At 68.7% G+C, this 24,633-nt stretch carries 21 protein-coding genes; 2 read left to right on the forward strand and 19 right to left on the reverse strand.

The genetic code is table 11. The features are described 5' to 3' along the window. Window positions 1–72 precede the first annotated feature (72 nt). The 4 genes from OC372_RS17685 to OC372_RS17700 all read right to left on the reverse strand — a co-directional run bounded on the left by OC372_RS17685 (window position 73) and on the right by OC372_RS17700 (window position 4,151). Complete coding sequence (locus tag OC372_RS17685) at window positions 73–498, reverse strand: YciI family protein (RefSeq protein ID WP_029262274.1); 426 nt, start codon at window positions 496–498, stop codon at window positions 73–75. 163 nt (window positions 499–661) lie between these two features. Continuing rightward, window positions 662–2,047, reverse strand: coding sequence for a glycosyltransferase (locus OC372_RS17690; protein ID WP_262003326.1), 1,386 nt, complete (start codon window positions 2,045–2,047; stop codon window positions 662–664). Window positions 2,048–2,055: 8 nt separating this feature from the next. Then, entirely contained in the window at window positions 2,056–3,642 is a 1,587-nt protein-coding gene (guaA, locus tag OC372_RS17695; RefSeq protein WP_262003328.1) for a glutamine-hydrolyzing GMP synthase, read from the reverse strand. Next, window positions 3,639–4,151 (reverse strand): DUF3817 domain-containing protein, encoded by a 513-nt coding sequence (locus tag OC372_RS17700; RefSeq protein WP_029262271.1) that lies wholly within the window; start codon window positions 4,149–4,151, stop codon window positions 3,639–3,641. The genes guaA and OC372_RS17700 overlap by 4 nt, the downstream gene beginning before the upstream one ends. Window positions 4,152–4,253: 102 nt before the next feature. Between OC372_RS17700 and OC372_RS17705 the strand changes: the two genes are divergently transcribed. Continuing rightward, window positions 4,254–4,877 carry a glyoxalase gene (locus OC372_RS17705; RefSeq protein WP_262003331.1) on the forward strand — a complete coding sequence of 208 codons (624 nt, stop codon included), beginning with the start codon at window positions 4,254–4,256 and terminating at the stop codon, window positions 4,875–4,877. A gap of 92 nt (window positions 4,878–4,969) precedes the next feature. Here OC372_RS17705 and OC372_RS17710 read toward each other — a convergent pair whose 3' ends face one another. The 3 genes from OC372_RS17710 to OC372_RS17720 all read right to left on the reverse strand — a co-directional run bounded on the left by OC372_RS17710 (window position 4,970) and on the right by OC372_RS17720 (window position 11,765). Continuing rightward, window positions 4,970–9,592, reverse strand: a complete 4,623-nt coding sequence (locus OC372_RS17710) for an ExeM/NucH family extracellular endonuclease (protein ID WP_262003332.1) — start codon at window positions 9,590–9,592, stop codon at window positions 4,970–4,972. Window positions 9,593–9,829: 237 nt separating this feature from the next. Continuing rightward, a complete protein-coding gene (locus tag OC372_RS17715) occupies window positions 9,830–10,591 on the reverse strand; it encodes an SURF1 family protein (protein ID WP_262003594.1) in 762 nt (253 codons plus the stop codon). A gap of 58 nt (window positions 10,592–10,649) precedes the next feature. Continuing rightward, window positions 10,650–11,765: a GuaB3 family IMP dehydrogenase-related protein gene (locus OC372_RS17720; protein ID WP_029262261.1), complete on the reverse strand. Its 1,116-nt coding sequence runs from the start codon at window positions 11,763–11,765 to the stop codon at window positions 10,650–10,652. A gap of 202 nt (window positions 11,766–11,967) precedes the next feature. Between OC372_RS17720 and OC372_RS17725 the strand changes: the two genes are divergently transcribed. After that, window positions 11,968–12,357 carry a PLD nuclease N-terminal domain-containing protein gene (locus OC372_RS17725; RefSeq protein ID WP_105711660.1) on the forward strand — a complete coding sequence of 130 codons (390 nt, stop codon included), beginning with the start codon at window positions 11,968–11,970 and terminating at the stop codon, window positions 12,355–12,357. Between the two features lie 63 nt (window positions 12,358–12,420). Here OC372_RS17725 and OC372_RS17730 read toward each other — a convergent pair whose 3' ends face one another. From OC372_RS17730 to OC372_RS17785, 12 genes are all read right to left on the reverse strand, one after another. After that, window positions 12,421–14,880 (reverse strand): LuxR C-terminal-related transcriptional regulator, encoded by a 2,460-nt coding sequence (locus OC372_RS17730; protein ID WP_262003335.1) that lies wholly within the window; start codon window positions 14,878–14,880, stop codon window positions 12,421–12,423. A 57-nt stretch (window positions 14,881–14,937) separates the two neighbouring features. Then, a complete protein-coding gene (locus tag OC372_RS17735; protein WP_262003337.1) occupies window positions 14,938–16,626 on the reverse strand; it encodes an ABC-F family ATP-binding cassette domain-containing protein in 1,689 nt (562 codons plus the stop codon). Window positions 16,627–16,704: 78 nt separating this feature from the next. Next, window positions 16,705–17,256, reverse strand: a complete 552-nt coding sequence (locus OC372_RS17740; RefSeq protein WP_262003339.1) for an OsmC family protein — start codon at window positions 17,254–17,256, stop codon at window positions 16,705–16,707. Between the two features lie 102 nt (window positions 17,257–17,358). Continuing rightward, window positions 17,359–17,724, reverse strand: coding sequence for a type II toxin-antitoxin system VapC family toxin (locus OC372_RS17745; RefSeq protein WP_029262256.1), 366 nt, complete (start codon window positions 17,722–17,724; stop codon window positions 17,359–17,361). Then, window positions 17,721–17,969: an AbrB/MazE/SpoVT family DNA-binding domain-containing protein gene (locus tag OC372_RS17750; protein WP_029262255.1), complete on the reverse strand. Its 249-nt coding sequence runs from the start codon at window positions 17,967–17,969 to the stop codon at window positions 17,721–17,723. The genes OC372_RS17745 and OC372_RS17750 overlap by 4 nt, the downstream gene beginning before the upstream one ends. A gap of 37 nt (window positions 17,970–18,006) precedes the next feature. After that, window positions 18,007–19,812 carry a sensor histidine kinase gene (locus OC372_RS17755; RefSeq protein WP_262003341.1) on the reverse strand — a complete coding sequence of 602 codons (1,806 nt, stop codon included), beginning with the start codon at window positions 19,810–19,812 and terminating at the stop codon, window positions 18,007–18,009. Further along, window positions 19,809–20,156, reverse strand: a complete 348-nt coding sequence (locus OC372_RS17760) for a response regulator (protein ID WP_105711611.1) — start codon at window positions 20,154–20,156, stop codon at window positions 19,809–19,811. The genes OC372_RS17755 and OC372_RS17760 overlap by 4 nt, the downstream gene beginning before the upstream one ends. Next, window positions 20,153–20,296 (reverse strand): hypothetical protein, encoded by a 144-nt coding sequence (locus OC372_RS17765; RefSeq protein ID WP_167381624.1) that lies wholly within the window; start codon window positions 20,294–20,296, stop codon window positions 20,153–20,155. The genes OC372_RS17760 and OC372_RS17765 overlap by 4 nt, the downstream gene beginning before the upstream one ends. Then, window positions 20,293–21,780 carry a glycosyltransferase family 2 protein gene (locus OC372_RS17770; protein WP_262003344.1) on the reverse strand — a complete coding sequence of 496 codons (1,488 nt, stop codon included), beginning with the start codon at window positions 21,778–21,780 and terminating at the stop codon, window positions 20,293–20,295. Before OC372_RS17770 ends, OC372_RS17765 begins: the two co-directional genes overlap by 4 nt. Further along, window positions 21,780–22,493: a PHP domain-containing protein gene (locus OC372_RS17775; RefSeq protein ID WP_262003346.1), complete on the reverse strand. Its 714-nt coding sequence runs from the start codon at window positions 22,491–22,493 to the stop codon at window positions 21,780–21,782. The genes OC372_RS17770 and OC372_RS17775 overlap by 1 nt, the downstream gene beginning before the upstream one ends. After that, entirely contained in the window at window positions 22,490–23,479 is a 990-nt protein-coding gene (locus tag OC372_RS17780; RefSeq protein ID WP_262003348.1) for an ATP-grasp domain-containing protein, read from the reverse strand. Before OC372_RS17780 ends, OC372_RS17775 begins: the two co-directional genes overlap by 4 nt. Then, the gene (locus tag OC372_RS17785) at window positions 23,479–24,522 is read right to left on the reverse strand and encodes a response regulator (protein ID WP_262003350.1); all 1,044 of its coding nucleotides are present in this window, start codon (window positions 24,520–24,522) and stop codon (window positions 23,479–23,481) included. The genes OC372_RS17780 and OC372_RS17785 overlap by 1 nt, the downstream gene beginning before the upstream one ends. Window positions 24,523–24,633 lie beyond the last annotated feature (111 nt).

The raw sequence follows: 24,633 nt of genomic DNA on the forward strand, positions 1-24,633 counted from the left end.
ACGTCGAGTACGAGCTGGATATCGCCGACGTGACGAAGCGGAGACCACAGTGTGAGTGCGCCGCCATGTCCATCACTGCTGTGCGCGCTGGGCCTGCTCCTCGCGCCAGCCGGCTTCCTTCTCGATCCACTCGTTGTCGGCCGGGAAGTCCTCGACGCCGGTGACCCGGCGCACTTCGAGGAACGATCCGGCGCCGAGGGGTGCACGGCTCGCCCATTCGGCAGCCTCCTCGCGCGACGAGACCTCGAGGATCCAGAAGCCGTTGAACAGCTCCTTGGTCTCTCCGTAGGGGCCGTCGGTGATGAGCGGCTTCTCCGCGCTGAAGTCGACGACGAAACCCTCGGCGGCATCGGTCAGGCCCTCGCCCGCGACCAGCACGCCGGCCTTCATCATCGACTCGTTGTACTTGCCCATGGCCTCGATGACCTGCTCGAAGGGCATCTCCTTGTATGCCTCGACGGCGGTGTCGTCTGCGCGCATGATGAGCATGAACTTCATGATGTTCTCCTTGTTCGAAGGGCCGTCTCTCGACCCTCTCATTCCAGACGTCGAACGGGAATGCCGCGGATCGACATCGGCGACGGAAATCTTCGAGATTTCTTTCGCGGTCGCGAGGAGCCCCTCGTCACGCCGGCTCCGGCACCGAGGAGAGAGCGGGGTGTCAGCGACGCGGTGGCGCAGAGGCGACCGCAGCGATCACGGCAGTGAGGGCATCGAGTGAGTGCTCCGGGCTCCACGCCGCAGCGACCGTCGGGGCCTCGGCGCTCAGCGCCGCGAGCCGATCGGGTTCGGTCAGCAGGGAACGGATCGCGTCGCCCAGCGCGTCGACGTCTCCGCTCGGCACCAGGGCACCGCCGCCCTGCTGCAGCACGTCGCGGATGCCGTAGCGCACGTCGTACGAGATCACGGGAGTGCCGTGCAGCAGCGCTTCGACCACGCCGAGGGGCTGCCCCTCGAAGGCCGTGGAGGTGACCAGGATCGACGCCCGGTCGAGAACCGTCGCGGGTGAGTCCGTGTATCCGGCGAGCACGACGCGGTCTCCGGCGTCGTGCTCCTCGATCAGCGCGTGCAGGCGCTCCTGCTCCGGGCCGCCGCCCCAGATCTCCATCCGGGCGCCGGGCACGTCGGCCGCGAGGAAGGCGCGGATCGCGTGATCGACGCGCTTGCCCGGTGCGAGGCGGCCCAGCACCACGACGAGGCCGTCTTCGCGCAGGTCGTCCCGACCCTCGACGGGAGCGATCGGATTGGGCACGACCGCGTGCAGAGCCGAATCCCCGAAGCGGGCCACGACGTCGTCACGCTGCGTGGCGGTGGGCCAGATCACGGCGTCGAAGCGGTCGGCCAGGCGGAACCACCGGGTCCAGAGCGTGTTCATCGACGCATCCGGCGTGTAGGGCGCCTCGACGTGCATGGTGTGAATGGTGTGGACGATGCGCACCCGCGGATCCGACCAGTCCGCGATGAGCTCTCCGAGCTGGCGAGACTCACAGATCACGATGATCCTGCGATCACCGAAGGCCGCGGTCACGTGCTCGAGCCACGCGCGGTAGAGACCACGGAAACCGTGCAGGGCGCCGACGACCTCGCCCGCGCCGTCGTAGACCAGGACCGGCTCCGCGGTGAGGTGCCAGTCGGGGTTACCCGGAATGACCGGGAGCGCCGCGAACGGGCGCCCGTCGGCATCGGTCAGCACACGGTACTCGACGTCGGGGTCGGCGGTGACGGCGGCATCCGCTGCCGCACGCAGCCATCCGGCCGCTCCCCCGTCGGACGCGACCGCTTCATCGAAGAGGTTGCGCATCCGCGACGGGTCGGTGAGCGCCCCCTGTTCCGCGAACGTCCTGCGGTGGGCAGCGTGATCGGCCGCGGTTCCCGGGTCGAACGTCAGGAGCTGCGGGCCGGCCCCCTCGGCGACGCCGGCACCGGCCAGCTGCCGGGCGCGCGCGAGCGTCGCGATCGTGTACCCGCCGTCCAGACCCGGGATCAACCGGCTGGACAGCACCAGGTACTCGGCGTCGGGCAGAGCCGGCGCCGCATCAGGGAGCATGGCGCTCCCTACTCCCACTCGATCGTCCCCGGCGGCTTCGACGTGACGTCGAGCACGACGCGGTTGACGTCACGGACGCCGTTCGTGATGCGGTTCGAGATCTTCGACAGCACGTCGTACGGCAGACGCGTCCAGTCCGCCGTCATGGCGTCTTCGCTCGACACGGGGCGCAGCACGATCGGGTGACCGTAGGTGCGGCCGTCGCCCTGCACGCCCACCGAGCGCACGTCGGCCAGCAGCACGACGGGGCATTGCCAGATCTCCTGGTCGAGACCCGCCTTCGTCAGCTCTTCACGGGCGATGGCGTCGGCCTCACGCAGAATCTCGAGACGGTCAGCGGTGACCTCACCGATGATCCGGATGCCGAGACCGGGCCCCGGAAACGGCTGACGTCCGACGATGGCCTCGGGGATGCCGAGCTCGCGACCGATCGCGCGCACCTCGTCCTTGAACAGGGCTCGCAGCGGCTCGATCAACTCGAAGTCGAGGTCGTCGGGAAGGCCGCCCACGTTGTGGTGCGACTTGATGTTCGCGGTACCCGCGCCGCCGCCGGACTCGACGACGTCGGGGTAGAGCGTGCCCTGCACGAGGAACTTCACCGGAGCGCCGCCCGAGGCCTTGGCCTCGGCGACGAGGTCGAGCTGCACCTTCTCGAACGCGCGGATGAACTCGCGGCCGATGATCTTGCGCTTCTCCTCCGGGTCGGTGACACCCTCGAGGTGACCGAGGAAGGTGTCTGCCGCGTCGACGGTGATGAGACGCACACCGGTGGACTCGACGTAGTCGTTCTCGACCTGCTCGCGCTCGCCCTTGCGGAGGAGGCCATGGTCGACGAAGACGGCGGTCAGCTGGTCGCCGATCGCCTTGTGCACGAGTGCCGTGGAGACCGCGGAGTCGACGCCGCCGGAGAGAGCGGAGATGACACGGGCGTCACCGACCTGCTCGCGGATGCGCTCGATCTGCTCGGCGATCACGTTGCCGCTGTTCCAGTCGGAGGCGAGCCCCGCACCCTTGTGCAGGAAGTTCTCGATCACGCGCTGGCCGTGGTCGGAGTGCTTGACCTCGGGGTGCCACTGCACGCCGTAGAACCCGCGCTCCTCGTTCGCGAACGCCGCGACCTTCGTGGCCTCGGTCGTGGCGAGCACGTCGAAGCCCTCAGGCGCCGTGGCGACCTGGTCACCGTGGCTCATCCACACGTTCTGCTCCGCCGGCTGACCGCCGAGCAGCGTGCCGCCGTCGCCGGAGATCGCGGCATCCGTCGCGCCGTACTCGCGCAGTCCGGTGTGCGCGACCTCGCCGCCGAGCGTCTGGGCCATGTACTGGAAGCCGTAGCAGATGCCGAGCGTCGGGACGCCGAGGTCGAAGACCGCCGGGTCGAGCTTCGGCGCGCCCTCCTCGTACACGGACGAGGGCCCGCCGGAGAGGATGATCGCGACGGGGCTCTTGGCGGCGATCTCCTCGGCCGTGGCGGTGTGCGGCACGATCTCGCTGTACACACCCGCTTCGCGGACTCGACGGGCGATCAGCTGCGCGTACTGCGCGCCGAAGTCGACGACGAGCGCAGGACGCTGCTGGGTCTCGGACTGTTCGGTCAACGGACACCTTCCGGGGCGGGGGTGGAGGCCTCGGCGGCCTCTCGGGTGGCGAGATAGGTCTTGACCTCACGGGCGACGACCGCCTCCATGAAGAACGACAGCAGCGGGATGACACCGCCGAGCGCGAGGAGGATGAAGCGCGGGAAGCGCCAGCGCATCAGGCTCCACATGCGGAAGCACGCGAAGAGGTAGACGACGTAGAACCAGCCGTGCGCCACCAGGATGAACAGCGAGAGGTTGAACCCGTCGCCCAGCGAGGTCATCTCGCAGGAGTTGGTCATCGGGGCGAACAGCGACCACCACTGGCAGTCGGGGCCGGCGAGCACGCCGGCGAACCAGAGCGGTCCTCCGGAGCCTCCCAGGAAGAGCTCGAGGTGGATCGGCGTGTACTTCAGCACCATCTCGGTCAGCAGCAGGAGCAGCATGACTCCTGTGATAATCGACGCGATCTGGTAGAACTTCAGCGCACCGCGGATCGCCGGAAAGCTGGCGACTTTCGGTTCGGGCATGTGTCCAGTCTAGCCGCCGGGAAATCGTGCCGATTCCGGCCTCCGAGGCATCGGTCAGGAATCGAGAAGCAGGTGCCGGCGCACGTCCGTAGCGTCGTCGATATGAACACCACGATCGATTCCCTCACCCTCGACGTTCCCGATGTGGACGCCGCCCGCTCCTTCTACGCGCGGGCCTTCGACCTCGGCGATCGTCTGCGCCTTCGCGCCGCGGATGCCGAGTCCTCCGGCTTCCGCGGTTTCACGCTCTCGCTGGTGGTCTCTCAGCCGGCGAACGTGCACGCCCTGATCGATGCGGCCGTCGCCGCTGGGGCCACCGTGATCAAGCCCGTCTCGAAGTCCCTGTGGGGCGTCGGCGGCACGATCCAGGCCCCGGACGGCACGATCTGGAAGGTCGCCACCTCGGCGAAGAAGGACACGGCCGCGCCGAGCCGCACGGTCGACGAGATCATCCTGCTGCTCGGCGCCGCGGACGTGGTCGCCTCGAAGACGTTCTATGCGGACCGCGGCATCCCCGTCGGCAAGAGCTTCGGGCGCAGTTACGTGCAGTTCGACACGGGGTCGGGACCGATCGGCCTCGGCCTCTACCGACATGCCTCGCTCGCCAAGGACGCAGGCGTTCCAGCAGAGGGCTCCGGTTCGCATCGGATCACGGTCAACGGCGTGCTCGGCGCGGCCGTCGACCCAGACGGCTTCGTCTGGGCTCCGGTCGCGGTGACAGCCTGACACGGAGACAAGACGACGAAGGCCGCCGGGATCGCTCCCGACGGCCTTCGCCTGTGTCATCCGACTAGCGGATCAGAAACACTCTTCCCCGATCAGAACCACCGGGTGAGCAGCTCCCAGAGCCAGTCGAGGATCGCACCGATGATGCCGCCGGCGCGGTTGACGGTGACCGTGGCGGTCGCCGCATCCCCGTCGGCCTGAGACGCCGCCACGGTGTACTTGCCCGACGGCGCGCTCTTCGGCACGGTGACCTGGGTGCTGAACGTGCCGTCCGCCCCCACCTGGACCGTGCCGACCTGGACCGGCTTGCCCTTCTTCGGCCGCAGCTCGATGTTCACCGTCTCACCGGGCACGTAGCCTTCGCCGGTGACCTTGAGGTTCTTGCCCGCTGCCACCTTGGAAGACCCCAGGGTGATCGTGCCGGCGAACTCCTCCTCACCGACGATCGTGAACGGCACCTGCACCGTCGTTCCGGTTCCGGCGACCGCGACGGTCAGGACCTGCTCGCCGAAGACGCCCGACGGAACAGTGAATGTCAGGCTCGCGCGCCCGCCCTCATCGGTGGTGTCGACCACGGCCGGGTCGACGGCTCCGGTGGCGAGCACCGTGTCGCCCAGCGAGAGCGTCACCTCGCCCGGTGCCGGCTCACCCGCGCTGAAGGCCAGCGAGGAGAGCGACACCGTCACCTGGTCGCCGGCGCTGTAGCCGTCGGCATCCGCCGCGCTGACGGCGACACCGACTGCCCGCTGGGCGTAGTCGGGGCTCGCGGTCTTGTTCGCGTCGAACCAGTCGACCATCGACTGCAGGTCGATCTTGCCGGTGTCGCGCTTGCCCGCGCCCTCCTTGAAGGTGAAGAAGTTGTCTCCACCCGCGGCGAGGAACGAGTTGGCGGCGACCGTGTAGTTCGCCGCCGGGTCGACCGGCGTCCCGTTGAGCGTGATCGACGTGATCCGCGAGCCCTGTGCCGCGGCGGGGTCGTAGGTGTAGACCAGCCCCTCCGAGACTCCGAGCTTCAAGAACGGACGCGCAGAACCCGCCGGCTGCCACTGCTCCTCGAGCACGCCCTTCAGCTGCGTGCCGGTGAGCGTCAGCGTCACCAGCGTGTTGGCGAACGGCTGGACCGTCGCCGCCTCGCGATAGGTGACGTTGCCGTTCGGGTCGTTCGCGTTGGACGAGGCGTAGGTGAGGTTCGCGCGGATGCCTCCCGGGTTCATGAGTGCCAGGTCGGCGCCCGTGGACCACTGCTGCACATCGGCGACGAAGTTGCCGATGGTGGACTCGCCACCGCGGTTCTCCGTCTTGCCATCGCTCTGGCGTGCACGGTTGAAGTCGGCCGTGATGTCGCCGACCTTGATCGCGCCCAGGACGTCGGCCTCGGCCTTGGCCTGGTCGACGATCGCCTGCACCTCGGGCACCGCCGGGTACAGCGGCTTGCCGGCAGCGGTGAGGGGCTTGATCTCGTTGGTGATCGAGATCAGGTCCGACGTCTCCGGGTCGACCTTGATGTTCATCAGGCCCAGGTTCTCGCCGTACTGCCCCGCGGAGACGACCGGGCGGCCGTCGATCACGTGGTTGTAGGCGAGGTGGGTGTGCGCCGACACGATCGCGTCCACGTCGTCGTCGACGCCGTAGACGATCTCGCCGAGGGGCGAATCCGGGGTGATGCTCGACAGCTCGACGCTGGATGCGCCCTCGTGTACGAGCAGGATGACGACATCCGCCTCACCGTTGGACTCGTCGCCGTCGCGCAGATCGTCGGCCACCGCGTTCACGGAATCGACGATGCTGCGGACCTCGAGATCCTTGATGCCCTCGGGCGAGACGAGCGAGTCGAGGTCTTCGGTCACCGCTCCGACGAAGCCGACCTTCACGCCGTCGAGTTCCTTCACCCAGGCCGGTGCGAGCGCGGGCTCGCCGGTCTCGGTGACGAACACGTTCGACGAGATGTACTCCCAGTCCGCGCGCTCCTGCACGCGGTCGCGCAGATCTTCCCAGCCCTGGTCGAACTCGTGGTTGCCCGCAGCGCTGACATCGAGACCGGCCGCGTTCAGCGCGTCGATCGTCGGGTTGTCGTCGTTGATGAACGAGGTGAACGTCGACGCACCGATCAGGTCGCCGGCACCGGCGAAGATCGTGTTCGGGTTCGCGTCGCGGAACTGCTTCACGGCTCCCGCGAGGACGGCGGCACCGGCGGCGGCACCGTCGGCCTCGACCCGGCCGTGGAAGTCGTTGACCGTGACGACGTCGATGCTCACCGGCGGGATCTCCGAGGAGACGCCGACGATGATCGGGTCATGGTCGCTGGAGCGGTAGGGCGTGCCCTCCTCGGTGGCGCCGTACGCGTAGCCGCGGTCGCTCCATTCCGGCGAGTTGATGCCCCACACGCCCGCGCCCGTGATCGACGACACGAGCGACGGCGACGCGATCACGTGGTCCAGCGAGCCGAGCTCGCCGTCGTACGTGTACGTGTACTGGCCATCGGCCTTGTCGGCGACGAGGTCGCTCCACCCGTTCGACGTGAACACGTCGATCGGGTCTTCCTTGCCGTAGGCGTTGAAGTCGCCGATCAGCAGCATGTCACTGCTGCCGGCGGTCTCCTCGAGGTCGGCAGTGAAGGCGAGGATCGCATTCGCCTGCTTCACGCGGTCGGCGTTGAAGAAGCCCTGGCCGTCGGCCGGCTCGGCACCTGCGCCCTCGGGCGGCGACTTCGACTTCAGGTGGTTCGCCACCACGGTCACGACGCGACCGTCGATGTCGAACGCCTGCGCGATCGGCTCGCGGGCGTTGCCCCACACGGTCTCGTCGGTGACCGTGGCGCTGTCGCCCACGGTCTCGACGGCGTCTTTCTTGTAGATGATCGCGTTGGTGATGAAGTCGGTCGTCGCCGCGTCGTTCAGCGCGGCGGGCGTGGGAACGTAGCCCCACACGTCGCTGCCGGCGTCGGCGTTGAGGCCGGCGACCAGATCCTTGAGGGCCGTGTCGACGGGCTTGCCGAGCTTCACCGAGTTCTCGATCTCCATGAGGGAGACGATCTCGGCGTCGAGTCCGTTGATCGCCGCGACGATCTTGGACTTCTGGATCGCGAACTGCGCCGCGTTCGCGGCCCCGCGGGCGTTCGAGTTCTCGCTCTTCAGCGTCGTGAAGTAGTTGTAGACGTTGAACGACGCGACCTGCACGTCGCCGCCCACCTCGGGGGCGGATTCGGTGCGCGGGTTCGTCGCCTTGAAGCCGACCTTGAGGTCGGCGGACGATGAGTCGTCGATCGGCACGACGGGCTGCAGACGCCAGTCGTTGAAGCCCCACTGCAGCACGTAACCGTTGTCGCCGAAGTCGACCGTGTCGCCATTGCGGACGACGGCATCCTTCGTGAAGTACGGCTGCTCGCCCGGGTGTCCGCTGTTGGACACCTGGATGGACCAGCCGTCGTCGAGCAGGATGCGGTTGGCGCGGTTGGCCGCGGCGATCGCCGCCGCCTCGTCGCCGGGACGAGTGGTCTCGGTGCTCTTCACCGCGAGGTCTGCTCCGGCGTTCAGCCACAGCGTGCCGAAGTTGAAGAGCTGGTGGCTGGAGGCGAGACGGTAGCTGCCCTCGGGAGCCACGTACATGTTCTCGTACTGCTCGCGGTCGGCACCCTGCACCGTGGCGGGCAGCGGCGTGACGGCAGGAACGCCGACGCCGGCAGTCAGCACCTCGATGTCGGCTGCTGCGGCCGGGCTGAGCTGTGTCTGCCCGAAGTACTCGCTCACGGAGCCGGTGACCGAGACGAGGTCTCCGATCTCGAGGCTCGGAGACAGAGCGTTCAGGAAGACGAACACGCCGTCGGAGGCACCGGGAGTCGCGTCCGCCGCGCCGCCGGAGCCCTGCGTCTGGATGACGATGCCCTTGTAGCCGCCGGTGCGGTAGTCGGCCGTGACGACGCCTTCGACCTGCACGGTCTTGCCGCTCAGCGGAGAGACGTCGGTCGTGCCCTGCACCTCGGCGATCGTCGCCTTCGTCGGCTCGCCGCCCGGGTCCGTGCCCGGGTCGGTGTCGCCGGAGTTCTGCGGGGTGATCGTGGCCGAGAGTGTGAAGTCGGCGCTGTTGTCGTCGGTGTCGACGCCGTCGGTGCGGTTCAGCGACTTCACGTCGGTGTTCCCGGCGGGCGGGGTAGCCGCTTTGGTCTCGAACGTGTTGGAGGTGCCGTAGCCGAGCAGGTCGACCACGCCGTCGACGCCGACGACCGAACCGGGAGTGAGAGTCACCGCCGCCGTGCCCTCGACGAGCGCCAGCGTTCCTGTGGTGCCGCTCGGGGTCAGTGTGCTCGTGGCGTCCGGAGCGGGCAGTTCGGCGCCGTTCGCGCCGTTGCTGTTGCCCTGCACGAGGTAGTGGCCGCCGGCCGGGATCACGCCGGAGAGCGTGGCGACGCCGTTGGCGGCGCCGGTCCCGGTGCCGGAGCGGTACTGCAGCGACATGCCGTCGAGGGTGATCGGTGCCGAGGTCGGGTTGTAGAGCTCGACGAACTTGTTCTTGAACGCCGCTCCCGCGCTGCCGCCGGAGAGATACGCCTCGTTGATCACCACCCCCGTACCGGTGGTGTCGGCGGTGGCGGGCACAGCGGCCAGCGAGCCGAGGCTCAACGCGGCGACGCAGGTCACGGCGAGAGCGCCGATGCGCCCCCGACTTCTACGGTGCGAGACGGAACCCATGCGGTTCTCGTCGTCTGGAGCGGACATCATCGGTGCTGTCTCCTCGGTCGGGTTCGACACTTCTCAGGACTGACGCTGCACACAGGGGAAACTCCCAGCATGCTCACATGGTGCGAGCATACGTAGCGGTCCGGACATCCTCAACGGAGTTTTCCGATTCGACATCCAGCGCTCACCGGATGGCCTCGACGACCCCTGACGAAGGTCGCTATCGCGAGGCGGCGGCACGCAATTGCGCACGGACTCGCGCGCCGATGCGCGGATCGATCAGACGGTTTCCGCCGCGGCCGCGTCTTCGAACTCTTCGACCTCGCGCTCCCAGGCATCCTTCGCGAGGCGATACCAGAGGTAGAACGCGAACCCCGCGAAGATCGCCCACTCCACCGCGTAGAAGACGTTGAGCCAGTTCACCGGCGACATCTCCTCGGGGGCCGGCGACGAGATGTCGACCAGACCGGCCGTCGCCGTCGTCGTCGAGGCCAGGTAGGGGCGGTAGACGTCGAGCTGCTCGATGTCGTGCCAACGGCTGAGGAGGGCCGCGGGCGACATCCGATCCAGTTGCTCGGGATCGGAATGCGGCGGGACCTGGGGGCCCTCGTCCGAGATGATGCGCCCGGTGATATCGACAGGAGAGCCGTCGGCACCCGCCTCGAGCTCCTTCACCGCAGCGTCCGCGGTGGCCCGGTCCGGCGCCCAACCGATCGCGACCGCGATGGAGGTGCGCTCGTCGACGCGCAGCTGCCCGGTGACCCAGTAGCCCTGGACGTCGTCGTTGAACCGGCTCGACACGACGATGAAGTCCTCGGGAACCCAGACACCGGAGGTCTCCACACGCTGCCCCACGAGCGGCTCGGGAAGATACTGGCCCGGTTCGAGGACCTCGGTGAGCTGCTGCACCTGCTCGGTGGCGCCGGGGTCGGGCGGATCCGTCTCGATCGCACGCTCGAGCTGCCACTGCCCGAGCCAGGCGAACACGCCGGCGACGAGGAGGCAGAGCAGCAGCATGCCGATCCAGCGTCCCCGGAGCATGACCTCACGCAGGGTCGGGGGGAACAGAGCAGGAGTCGTCACGGTGGTGCGCTGAACCTCAGGCCTCGTACGGTGCGAGCACGACCTCGACCCGCTGGAACTCCTTGAGGTCGGAGTATCCGGTGGTCGCCATCGACTTTCGCAGCGCACCGATCAGGTTCGCGGTGCCGTCGGCGACCGGCGCGGGGCCGTAGAGGATCTCCTCGAGCGTGCCGATGCCGCCGACCTCGACCCGACGACCGCGCGGGAGCTTCGGGTGGTGGGCTTCGGGACCCCAGTGGAATCCGCGGCCGGGCGCATCGGTGGCGCGGGCCAGCGCGACGCCGAGCATGACGGCGTCCGCCCCCATGGCGAGCGCCTTGACGATGTCGCCCGAGGTGCCGACGCCGCCGTCGGCGATCACGTGCACGTAGCGGCCACCGGATTCGTCGAGGTAGTCACGGCGCGCGGCGGCGACGTCGGAGACCGCGGTCGCCATCGGCGCGTGGATGCCGAGGGTCGCGCGGGTCGTGGACGCCGCTCCCCCGCCGAAGCCGACGAGGACGCCGGCTGCTCCGGTGCGCATGAGATGCAGTGCCGCGGTGTAGGTGGCGGCTCCGCCGACGATGACGGGGACGTCGAGGTCGTAGATGAACTTCTTGAGGTTGAGGGGCTCGGCGACGCTGGACACGTGCTCGGCGGAGACCGTGGTGCCGCGGATGACGAACAGGTCGACGCCGGCGCGGGCGACGGTGTCGTAGAACTCCTGCGTGCGCTGCGGCGTGAGCGAGCCCGCCACCGTGACGCCGGCCTCGCGGATCTCCGCGAGGCGACGGGTGATGAGCTCGGGCTTGATCGGCTCGGCGTACAGCTCCTGCATGCGGACCGTGGCCGTGCCCTCGTCGAGACCGGCGATCTCGGCGAGCAGCGGCTCCGGGTTCTCGTACCGGGTCCACAGACCCTCGAGGTCGAGCACACCCAGTCCGCCCAGCTGACCCAGCATGATCGCGGTCTGCGGGCTGACGACGGAGTCCATGGGGGCTCCGAGCACCGGGATGCCGAAACCGAAGGCGTCGATCGTCCAGGCGGTCGACACGTCCTCCGGGTTGCGCGTGCGCCGAGACGGCACCACCGCGATGTCATCGAACGTGTACGCGCGACGTGCGCGCTTTCCTCGGCCGAGCTCGATCTCCATGGTCACCCCTCCAGCCTACCCGGGCGCGGCGGTCGACTCGGGCAGAGCTCGAAGCGTCGCGGAACCGCGACAGCGCTCGAAGACATCGAGCACCGGGTGCACCGCCTTTCACCCGGATGGGGGGATGACCGACCTTCCCATCGCCAGCGATCGTTGGCCTGCGGGATCCGAGCGGGTCCCGTTCTCTATGAGAGGTGACTTCATGACCCTGTGGGCCAGTTTCTGGGACATCGTCTGGTGGTTCCTGGCGGTGTTCGTCCTGTTCGCGTACCTGTTCGCGCTGTTCGCGATCATCACGGACCTGTTCCGCGATCACAAGCTGAACGGGTGGGCGAAGGCGGCCTGGCTGCTCTTCCTTGTCTTCGTCCCGTTCCTCACCGCGCTGATCTACCTGATCGCCCGCGGTGGAGGGATGGCGGAACGCGGCGTCCGCGAAACGCAGGCCGCGCAATCCGCCGCCGCCGACTACATCAAGTCCGTGGCCGGCAGCAGCCCGAGCGACGAGATCGCGAAGGCGAAGGCCCTCCTCGACGGCGGCACCATCACCGCTGCGGAGTACGAGCAGATCAAGACGCGCGTGCTCGCGGGCTGATCCGAGGCGAAGCAGGGGCTCGTGGTCTCACGCGACGGCGAGCCCCTCCCCGTGTCGATCCGGTCAGAGCAGACCGACACGGCGAGCAGCCTCGACCGCCTCGGCACGTCCGTTGACCTGGAGCTTGCTGTAGATGCTTCGCAGCTGTGACTTGACGGTGTTGGCGCTGACGTACCGACGCCCTGCGATCTCGGCGATGCTCTGGTGGGCGGGAAGCTCCCGCAGCAACTCCTGTTCCCGCGCCGTGAGCTTCGCGATCGTGACGGTCGCGGCCTTCTCCGACATCGCCATGTCCGGATGCGCGAGGATCTCCTCTGCCACAGGCCGCCACGCCCCCAACCGTTCGATGCGTGCACGCAGCACGACCGACGGCTCGTTCCCCTCCTGGAGGAACGGCCGCACGGCCCCCAGCGGCGCCGCGCACATCAGCGCGTTCAGGATCGCCGCGGTCGCCGACGCGTCGCGTCTGTGGCGGTGCGCGTGAACGGCAAGAGCCACCCAGGCACAGGCCAGAGCCAGCGGGGTGAATCGTGGAGCACCGCCCGCCAAGGCCTCACGGAGGACGTGATCGCCCTCACGGTTCGGATGCCGGAGGAAAGCCGCTGTCGCCGATTCGACGCTGTATTCGCCGAGAACACGACGACAGCGCGCCAGGAGCCGGTCTGCCAGCGGCACGTCACCCTGGCGGATGGCGGACCCGATCGCAGGAACCACGGCATAGGCGAGGCTGGAGACCGTGTCGGAGAGGTCGTTCTCGATCAGAGCCACCACCCGCGCGAGCGCGGCGCCGCCCCCACGGCGGGTGAGCTCGTCGAGCGCGAGGAGCATCTGCGTCAAGTGGTCGAGGCGTGCGCCGGCACGAGGACTCCAGTGCTCCAGCACGCTCGTCGAGAGAGGGTCGGCCCGGTGATAGGCACGCGTCGCCTGGAGGCAGACGGCGCGCGCAGCCACGGTATCCCGCTCATCGGCGCCACTGAGCCGGTCACGTTCGATCTGGAGGAGGACAGGCTCCATGTCGACCCGACTCGGCGCCCGGGAGACGATCGACAGCGCACTCTCCAGGATGAGCATCCGCAACCACCGCAGTTCCGAGGTGTCGGCGGTCGGCGAGCCGAGGTGCACGAGCGCCGCGCTCATGTTGTCGTTCATCTCGCCATCCACCCCTCCCGTGGTCCACACCTGCACATACTCGAGAAGGAGTGCGGTTCCGCGGGAGCAGGACGCGTCGACGGCTAGTGGCGGCCGGTCCCGCATGTCGCCCCGCCGCCGATTCGCGTGCGCCCACAGCGCGTCCACGATCTCGTCCACGGCGGTCCGCTCAGCCCTCCGCTGGGCGTGGGTGCGGACACGGAGGAGCTGCGCTGCCCCTGGGCGATCGGGGAAGTGCGGAATCGCGAGAAGCAGCCCCATATCCGCCTCCAGCCTCTCGCGGTCCCGGGGCGCGACCGCGCGAACGGCACGCATCACCGGGCCGGATTCGCCTTGGAAGATCAACTCGTAGCCGTGCTGATCGAGGAAGGCGGCGAGCGCGGCCGCGTCTGCGGCCCGGACTGTCTGAGCGAGGGCGCTGCGCAGATCGCCCCTCGCCGAGAACCACCGCGCCGCTGCTGCGTGGGCGCTGTTCGCCCGTGGGAGATCGCGTCGTCGCTGCTCTGCGGCGAGAAACGCCCAGAGGATGGGATGGAACCGATACGAATCCGCGTCCTGTCGCATCACGAGCGAGTTGGCACAGGCGAGCTGCTCGAGAACACGACCGGCGTCGGGACTCCCCGTCACCGTGACGGCGAGTGCTGCCGATACCGTCGGCGCGACAGCCGACCAGACGAGCACTTCTTCCTGCTCCGGATCGAGAGCGGACAGTACCTCGGTGACGAGATAGTCGGCGACAGGGCGACTGTCGCCGTCGAACCGATCCACCACCGAGCCGTCGCCCGTCTCCCGCAGACGGCGCACGAGCACGAGTGCGGTCGCCCACCCACCGGTGCGGGCGAGGAGACCGCGGAGCTGCTTCCCGGTGGGGGCTGTCACATCCGCGAGAAGGCTGGTCGCCTCGTCGGCGGTGAAGGCGAGATCGGCACCGGAGATCTCGCTGGTTCGCACCCACCTGGCGGGCGACACCGGAAGTGCATCGAATCTGCCGGCGAGAACCACCCGAAGGCGGCCATCGCCGCTGTCGACCGCCGCCGCGATGGCCTCCCGCGCTTGCGCCGACGACCGATCCAGCTGGTCGATCACGAGATACACCCGGGAGGCACCTGCCGCCCTGCTCCGCTGGATCGCGTCGAACACCTGCGCCTCATCGGCGGCATCTGCGAAACACACCAGGCCGTCGACGGTGGCCATCCACTGCCGGAGAAGCACGGACTTGCCCGAGCCGGCGGGAGCCCAGATACCCACGACCCTGATCTCACGCTCGAAGGCGTCGAAGATCCGCCGCAACCGAGGTCGGTCGACCAGGCCGCTCCGTTGCAGGAGCGCAACCACTGATCCGCGTGCGTGAGTGATGTCCCCGAGATCTATCATCTCGGTATTATTTCACCCTTTACCCGCGGACTCGCGTCGGTCGTGGTTCTGCTCTCGTCAGCGCGTCCGAGCGACCCGCTTCTCGTCCCACACGGGCTCGTCCGATTCGTAGACGTCGCCGTCCGACCCGAAGACCAGGAAACGGTCGAACGACCGGGCGAACCAGCGGTCGTGCGTCACCGCCAGCACGGTCCCCTCGAATCGCGCCAGGGCCTGCTCCAGCGCCTCGGCCGATTCCAGATCGAGGTTGTCGGTGGGTTCGTCCAGCAGCAGCAGCGTCGCCCCGGAGAGCTCGAGCAGCAGCACCTGGAACCGCGCCTGCTGCCCGCCCGACAGCGAGTCGAACGTCTGCTGCGCCTGCCGCACGAGGCCGTACCGATCGAGCGCCGAACTCGCGGCATCCCGCGGCATCCCCGCCCGACGGTCGTCGCCGCGGTGCAGGATCTCCAGCAGCGTGCGCCCGACGAACTCCGGATGCGCGTGAGTCTGGGCGAACAGTCCGGGCACGACGCGTGCGCCGAGAGTCGCCGTGCCGGTGTGCGCCACCGTGGTCACCTGCTCTCCTGTCGACGTGACGTGACCGAGCGTGGCATCAGGGTCGCTGCCGCCACGGGCGAGCAACCGCAGGAAGTGCGACTTGCCCGATCCGTTGGAACCGAGCACCGCGACCCGGTCGCCGTACCAGACCTCCGCGTCGAAGGGACGCATGAGCCCGGTCAGCTCGAGACGCTGTGCGACCACGGCCCGCTTGCCGGTGCGTGCGCCGCGCAGACGCATGTCGAAGTCCTGTGTGGGCGGACGCTCCTCGGGCGGGCCCGCCTCCTCGAACTTGCGCAGGCGCGTCTGTGCCGCCTGATAGCGCGACGCGAACCCGTCGTTCGCCGACGCCTTGACTTTGAGGTTCGCGACGAGGGTGCGCAGCTTCTCGTGCTGCTCGTCCCAGCGCCGACGCAGCTCGTCCAGTCGGTCCATCCGGTCGGTCCGCGCCTGCTGATACGTCGAGAAGCCTCCGCCGTGCACCCATGCCGTGGCACCGGCGCCGCCGGGCTCCAGCGTGATCAGGCGGTCGACGGCGCGTGCGAGCAACTCGCGGTCGTGCGACACGAGCAGCACGGTCTTCGGCGTCTGACGCAGCTGCTCCTCCAGCCACCGCTTCGTCGGCACGTCGAGGTAGTTGTCCGGCTCGTCGAGCAGCAGCACCTCATCGGGTCCGCGCAGCAGGGCTTCGAGCGCGAGCCGCTTCTGCTCACCCCCCGAGAGGGTGGTGAGTTCGCGATACCGCGCCCGCTCGAACGGCACGCCGAGCGCCGCGACCGTGCACTGATCCCAGACGGTCTCGTGCTCGTAGCCGCCGGCGTCCGCGTACTCGGCGATCGCCGTGGCGTAGGCCATCTGCGTGTCGTGCTCGTCGCGTTCGATCAGTGCGTTCTCGGCGGCCTCGAGAGCCTCGGCCGCCGCGCGGATGCGAGCCGGCGCGACGCGCACCAGCAGCTGGTGCACGGTCTCGCCCGCCTCGCCGTGACCGACGAACTGGTCCATGACACCGAGACCGCCATCGATCGTGACCACGCCGTCATCGGCGGGCTGATCACCGCGGATGATGCGCAGCAGAGTGGTCTTGCCCGCCCCGTTCGGGCCGATCAGGGCGCTGGTGGAGCCGGCGCCGACCCGGAAAGTCGCCTCATCGAGAAGCGGTCTGCCGTCGGGGAGCGTCAGTGAGACGCTGGAGACATCGATGTAGCCCACGGTGCGTGGCCGTCCTTCCGCCCGCGCATGCCGAGCCGACCAGGCTATCAGGCGCGGGTGCCGCGCACCGAACCGCGCTCAGCCGAGAGCGCTCGATGTCGGCACGGGCGCCGCGAAGAGGTCGAGCACGGGGCAGTGCGCATCCACGACGGTTCGCAGGTTCTCGTACTGCTCGGCGCTGTCCGGGCCCGTGATGTCGACCGAGACCCGGACATCGTGGAAACCTGCCCTCCCCGATTCGTCGATGCCGAAGAGCTTGCGCACATCGAGGTCGCCCTCCGCGGTGATCTCGATCTGGTCGATGGTGAGACCGAGCGCCTGCGCGTAGAGCCGGTACACGACCACCTGACACGAGATGAGCGCCCCCAGCGCGTACTCGACGGGGCTCGCCGCCACGTCGTCGCCGGCCAGCGCACCGGGCTCGTCGACCAGGAAGCGGTGCTTCCCTGCGCGGATCTCGGTGGCGACGGAGCCGATGCCCCGCCCGCTCACGCGGTAGGTGAGCTGTGCGTTCGCGGCATCCGCGGCGATCCGCTCGTTCCATGCGGTTCCGGCGTCGGTGAGTCGCCGAGCGCGTTCGGCGGGAGTGACATCGGCGATACCGGCGAGCTGGTCCTGGAGGAGAGTCATGGCCCGACGGTAGCGATCCCTGCGCTCGGGCGGCATGAGGACCGTCATCCGGCTTCACACCCGGAAACGGAGCGTCACGGATGCGACGCTCCGCCGTTCAGATCACCGCCGGAGCTGCTCGACGCGTTCAGATTCGCCCCAGGCGCGATCCGCCGTGAGCGCGACCGCGTCGAGACGCGCCGCCACCGCGAGGCACAGCCGATCGCCGAGCGAGAGGCCGCTCCCACGCTTCCACAGCCGGGCCGCCTCCTCGGCGTCACGGTGCGACACCGGCTCGACGCGCAATCGATAGCTGAGCAGCAGTCCGGACGCCACGCCCCAGTCGGCACCGGATGCGCGCACCTTCTGCGCGACCTCGGACCAGTTCGCCGCTCCGACCACCGCATCGTCGAGAACCTCCTCCACGCGATCGGCTCCGGGTTCGCCCTGCAGGAATGCGAGGAGTGCGGACGCATCCAGGACGATCACGCAGCGGCGTCCTCGGAGCTCGCGGCCGCCCGACGTTCGGCGAGGAGCGATTTCAGAACGTCTTTGCCTTCGAGCTGAGACCTGACGAGGGCCTTGGCCTGCTCGCGGGTGACCAGGATGACCCCACCCACAGTCTCGATCATCAGCAGCGGCACGCCCTGCTCCCAATGCTGGCGGCTGCGGAGCTCAGCGGGGATGACCAGCCGACCGCGATCACCCATCGGCGCGACGAACGTGGTATCCATGGATCCACGGTACCACTCATGCGCACGCAGTGGGATGTCAGTCGGCGCGGCTCAGGCTCGTCAGCACCTCGGTGCGGGGTGCCGACGGGAGGACGAAGCGAAACTCGGTGCCCACGCCCTCCTGACTCGTCACGTCCATGCTCCCGCCGTGCGCCAGGACGATCGCCCGGGTGATCGTGAGCCCGAGACCGACACCCGGCACGGCATTGCGCGTCGCAGTCGACGCACGGAAGAACCGGGTGAACAGCATCCCCTGTTCGTCTTCCGGGATCCCGACGCCCGTGTCCTGCACGGCCAGCTCCACTCCCCCGTCGACCGGACGGACGCGGGCGTTGACGCGCCCGCCACGCGGGGTGAACTTGATCGCGTTGGACAGCAGATTGTCGAGAGCCTGACCGATCCGCCCGGAGTCGATCAGGAGAGGAATGGCGTCGGAACCGACCTCCGCCGCGATCTCTATGCCCTCGCGCTGCGCGTGCGGACCCGCCGAGACAACCGCCGATCGGACGAGCTCGGCGATATCGACCTCTTCGCGCTCGAGCGGGAACCTCCCGGACTCGACCTGCGCGGTGAAGAGCAGATCACCGACGAGGTTGAGCAGACGCTTCGCATTGCGCTCGATGATGCCGACGAACTCCTGCTGGTCGACGGTGAGCGGCTGACCGGGATCGTTCTGCAGCAGATCGAGGAAGCCGATGATCGCGCTCAGCGGCGTGCGGAGCTCGTGGGAGATCATCCCGACGAACTCGTCCTTCATGCGCGCGACCTCGACCGCCCTGGTCTCGTCGGTGAGCACGAACAGGTATCCCTGCTGCGCGCCGGCGCCGTCCTTGTGCGGGGTGACGGTGACCCGGGCGGGAACCGTCGTACCGCCCGCCGTCGTCACCTCGACGTCCCCGTCGACCGGGAGCCCGGCATCAGCCTGCGAGAACAGCGCCTGGATTCCAGGAGAGAGCTCCGCATAGCCGGGCAGAAGCTCGTGGTCCGAGCCGGGACGGTCGACGTTGTCGGCGGCCAGCATCGACAGGACCGCCGTCGAGAAGAAGCGGTCGATGCGCACGTCGTCGCGGGCCTCCTCCGCCGAGAGTCCCAGCAGGCGTTCCGCTCCGGGATTCCAGGCCGTGATCTTCCCACTGCAGTCCGTCGCGATCACCGCCTGCGCCGTGATCGACGCCCACAGGCTCTCGAACGAGTCCAGCAGCTCGCGGTACTGACGTTCCTTGTCGCGGAGCTGCACGATCATCGCGACGTTCTCCGACAACGCTCTCGTGCGTTCGACGACGAGCTCCTCCGCCTGGTCGACGCGCATGCGCTGCTGCCGGGAGAGCTGGTTGATGACCGCGGCCACCGCAGAGAACACCAGCGGACCGACCACCCCGCGCAGCCACTCGACCGAGGTGTCCGGGGGGTTGGTGAAGTACGGCATCAGGAGCGCGATCGAGGTCAACCCGCCGACGACGAACACCCACCGGATGCCGGGAGCCGCGGCCAACCAGACCACGGGCAGGAGCACGAGCGAGGAGAAGAGCGAGGTGGCGCCGCCTGTGCCGGTACGGAAGAGACCGAGACCGACGATATCGACGATGGGGATGAGCAGTACGGCCCAGCCGTCATGCATCCCCCGCGTCGTGAGCACGGCGGCGAGCACGGTGGCCGCGAGGACGACGGCGATCCCTGCCACCGCGGGCATGACATGCGTGATCGGAAGATCGGGGACCCACCAGGTCAGGATCGCCGCGATGATCGTGGCGATGACCGTCGGCGCCTGCTTGAGCAGCGGGCTCGGGTTGTCGAAGACCTGATACCAGCGGTTCTCCGCGCGGCCGAGCGGCGTCGCCCTCATCGTGGCACCCTTTCGACGATGGCGTGCAGGTCGGCGCCCGTGATCGGTTTCGGCAGCGCGGCATCCGCCGGCGGGTAGTCGGCGGCATCGAGCACCGAGCTGATCACGAGGAAGCAGTCGGGGAATCGCTCCTGCACCAGGCGCGCGCAGGCCTGCCCGGAGATTCCCGGGAGCAGCAGATCGAGCACGGCGACGACCGGATCGATGTCCGGGAAGGCCGCGATCGCCGACTCGGCGTCGTGCGCGATGAAGACATCGAAGCCCTCACGATCGAGATAGCGCCGCAGGAGCGCAGCCTGGTCGGGAGCGTCCTCGACGACGAGGGCCAACGGCCTCCCGGTCATCGAAGGAACAGCTCTCGCACGACGACGACCACGACGACGACGACGAGCGCGAGAACAGCCTGCGGGATCAGTCGTCGCTCGCGCCGGGCATCCGCGACGATCTCCTCCCGCTCGGCTTCGGGTGACGGTGCAGCGTTCATGAGTCGACGCGTCCGATCTTCTCGGTCTTGATCCAGGAGGCGTCAGCACGACGCCACTCTTTGATGTAGGAGTCCACGGTGATCGCGCACAGCAGGGAGCCGTAGCCGCAGATGTAGAGCAGGAGCCCGGCGAAGAAACGCCCGCCCGGAAGCTTCTCGACCGCGCGCGCGAGCCAGATCCCGAGCATCGAGATCGGGCCCCAGAGGTAGAAGATCACGGCCCAGAGGATGCGCGTCTCGTCGGTGAGATCCAGTCCGACGGCCTCGAGACCGGATTCGAATGCCCACGGGAAGAGGGCGATCGCCATCAGGAGGAGCGCACCCAGCCCCGGGAACATGATCGCCTCGCGCCAGGAGTGCCGGCCCGTACGGGGATCGAGCTGCACCGCGTACAGCATCGAATACAGGTAGATGCAGGCCGCCGAGATCCACATGAAGCGGAAGACGAACTCCGCGATGTCGCTGTGCAGCACGAGCAGAGCGAGCATTCCCGCCGCGGCGAGCAGCATGAACGCGGGCAGCAGGAGGATGGTGAACCAGGCCAGTCCGAACGAGAAGCTGCCCAGGTTGTGCTCGCGGCTCGGACGGAACCACAGCTTGCGGTAGATCGAGGTCAGCTGCACGTTGCCGCGGGCCCAGCGCAGTCGCTGCTTCCAGAGGCTGTCGATCGTCCGTGGCTCTTCGGCGAGCACGACGGCGTGCGGCTCGAAGACCATCCGGCGCCCCTTGAGCTGGCCCTCGAACGTGGTCATCGTGTCTTCGGCGAGAGTCCCCGTCGGGATCCGCCCGCCGATCGCCTCGAGGTTGGCCCGCGAATGCAGCTGGGCGCCGCCGGCGAGACAGGCGATCGCGCCGCCGACGTTCTGCACCCGACGGGCGGAGAGCTGGCCGATCACGTACTCGATCGCGATGAACCGCGTGAGGTAGTTGCGGTCGCGGCTGCCCTCGGCGATGTAGGCGGTCACCGCCCCGACCTTGTCGTCGGCGAGATGCCGGCTGAGTTTGCGCAGGGAGTCGCGCGCGAAGATCACGTCGGCGTCCATGATGAGCACGGCTTCGGTCCAGACGTCGGCGAGCACCACATCCAGGCCGTGGTTGAGCGTGTGAGCCTTGCCCTCGCCACCCTTCTCGCGCCGCAGGTGCACGACCCGTCCGGGGTGGGCATCAGCCTTGGCCCCGACGATGGCGGGGGTGTCGTCGGTGGACGCGTCGTCGACGACGAACACGCGCAGGCGATCGGCGGGGTACTCCAGCTGGAGCAGCCGCTCGATCGCCGGGCCGATGACAGCCCCCTCGTTCCACGCCGGGATGATGACGGCGACGTTCGGATGGTACGGCGCGGCCTTGCCGTAGTGGTTGCGGAACGCATGCACCGGCAGCATGAGGAACTGCAGTCCCGTGTTGATCACCGGCAGCGTGCCGACCAGGACGCAGAGCAGGAGCACGATGACGAGTGCCGTCTCGAGCCAGGTCAGATCGGCCATCAAGACACCTCCACCGCATCGAGCAGCGGGATCACGCGCGAATAGCGGCCGACCTCGGCGGCGTCGTGGCTGTCGGTGGAGGCGACGATCACGCCCCCGGCGCGGCGGAGGGCCGACAGCGCTTCGGAGCCGGGGCACCCCCACTTCTCATTGACCTCGACCAGGGTGTCGGTCTGCGCCGCAGCGAGCGCCCACGCCTGCGTGCGCTCCGGGCCGAGATCGAACTCGGACAGACCGATCTTGGGGAGGATCGAGAAGCAGTGCGCAAGCTGATTCCCGGGGTACCGACGCATGGTCGCGATGAGCGCGTCGACGAACTGATCCAGCACGTCGTCCGGGGCCCACCCCGCGGCGATCCGATCGCGCACGGTCGAGGGGCCGAGGGGGCCGTCCGTCCCGGGGAACTGGTGGTCGGCGATCAGGATCCGGTCGATGCCCTCCGGCAGCACCGGGATGTCGAGCGACCCCGCAGCATCCAGGATCTTGGCCTCGACGCCCGAGAGCACGGTGAGTCCATCGGGCACCCGCAGCGCGCGCACGGCGGCCAGGTACTCGGGCACCCACGTGGTGCTCTGACGCACGTGGTCGACGAGACGCAGCGAGGTCAACCCGGCCGCGACCGCGGCATCGACGTTCTGGGCGAGCGTCGAGACGGCATCGTCCGAGAAGGTCGAGTGCACGTGATGGTCGCCGCGCAGTACGGCGTGGGTCACAGCTCCTCCTGATGACCCGCGTGCTCGGAGACCAGCAGGTCGTCGACCTCGACGATCACATCTTCGAGGAAGCGCACCGACGCGACTTCGCGGAACGGAACGCGCACCGGCAGCTCGCGTCCGAGGAACAGGTCGGCCACGAGTGACGGGATGTCGACACCGGCCGCGATCGTCAGCGGCAGCGCGCCGGGGAAGCGCGGATTGACCTCGAGCAGCACGGCCCGGCCGGCGCGGTCCCGGCGCAGCTGCACGTTCGCGACGCCGACGAGTCCGATGGCGCGGGCGATCGATGCCGCCGCCTCTTCGAGCTCCGGGTCCTGCACGGTGCGTCCGGCGATGGCGACGCCGGAATCGACCCGCGCACGGGTGCGGGGCACCGCGGCGACCACGTGACCCGTCGCATCCGCGATGACGTCGACCGAGTATTCCTCCCCCGGAAGGAAGTCCTGCACGATCAGACCCTCGTCCGTGGGGAGCGCCTCGAGTGCCGCACGATCGGGCACGAGACGCACGCCGCGACTGCCGGCGCCCTGGCGCGGCTTGGCGAAGACCGGGAACTCCCAGTCGACGGCCTGCGCGTCAGGGCCGGCGAGGACCGTGCGAGGAGTGAGACCGGTCGGCGCGCACCGTTCGGCGAGCGCGAGCTTGTCCAGCGCGGTGTTCAGCGTGTCTGCCGACGGTGCGGCGAGCACGGCAGGTGCCAGTTCGTCCCGTCGCTCGGCCAGGGCGATGAGCTCGACGTCGACCGTCGAGATCACGAGATCGAGCTGATCGGCCTCGACCATGCGCGCGATCGCCGGCACGAAGTCCTCGTCCCTTCCTGGTGGGACCAGGCGACGCTGGGCCGCCGGCACCAGATAGATACCGCTCGCCCAGCCGTCCATGTCGGCGGCGAACACGGTCAGATCGGATCGGCGGAGGAGGGATCGGATCACGGCGACTCCGGCCGGTCCGCCTGCTCCGGTCACCAGCACACGCTTCGTCATCAGCTCTCCCGTCGACTGAGTTCATGGGCGCCGATGAACTCAGCCGTCTCGCGCACCACTTCCAGGGGTTCCACGGCTGTTCCGCCACCGAACCGCGACCAGTACCGCGCGGTCGCGGTGACGAACTCGGGAGCCAGGTAGTCGCGACTCGCCGTCTGCGAGCCGAAACGCTCCAGCAGCCGAAGCTTGTCGTCGAGGTACTGATCGATCCGCACGAACCGGGTGGGACGGAAATCGATCGTCGACGACGGGCTCTGGTAGCAGGCGACCGTGCCCACGCGACGGGTCGCCACGATCGTGGCCTCGCTCACCGCACGGTGATCCTGGTGCCGGTCGTTGCTCGAGTGCGTGTAGACGATCGTCGGCTGGATCTCCTGCACGACCTCCTCGATGAGGCGCACGGTCGAGCCGCCGCCGGAGATCTCGGTGTCCACGAGATCCTTCAGGAACAGCCGGGCGCCGAGCATCTCCGCCGCCGCCAGCGACTCGTCCTGTCGGCTCGCGGCATCGCCGCCGCGGGCTCCGCGGGACAGGGTGAGGATCGTGATCTCGTCCTGCGCCCGGGAGTGCGCAGCGAGGAGTCCACCGACCCCGATCTCGACGTCGTCGGGATGGGCGCCGATCGCGAGCACGCGCTCCGTCGGGCGCGCCTCTTCCCGGCGACGGCGTCCTTCCTCGACCAGTCGCAGGACCGACTCGACGAGCTTGGCGTTGTCGAGGGGTTTGGTGAGGAACTCATCGGCCTGTGCGCGCAGAGCCGAGACGGCGTACTCGACCGACACGTGGGCGGTCATCACCACGACGGGAACGGTGGGGACCGTGCGCCGGAGTTCGGCGAGCAGTTCGAGTCCGTTGAGTCCGGGCATCTCGATGTCGGTCACGACGACGTCCGGGCGCACCTGCGCCACGCGTTCGACAGCGGCCCGCCCGTCTTCGGCGACGTCGACGATGCAGCCGGCCCGCCTCTCGAGCACGGTCTTCACGAGCAGGGCGACGTCGGCGTCGTCGTCGACGACGAGGACTCTGGGAGCATCCTCAGGCATGTGTACAGCTCTCCTTGGGGAGGTTCCCTGACCGATGGGGATCGGCGAGTGCGATCTCGGCGCCTTCAACACCGGGACCGCAGGGAAAGTCGAGCGGGGTACGTCGATTCT

Source organism: Microbacterium sp. Mcb102, from assembly GCF_024519805.1.
GTDB lineage: Bacteria > Actinomycetota > Actinomycetes > Actinomycetales > Microbacteriaceae > Microbacterium.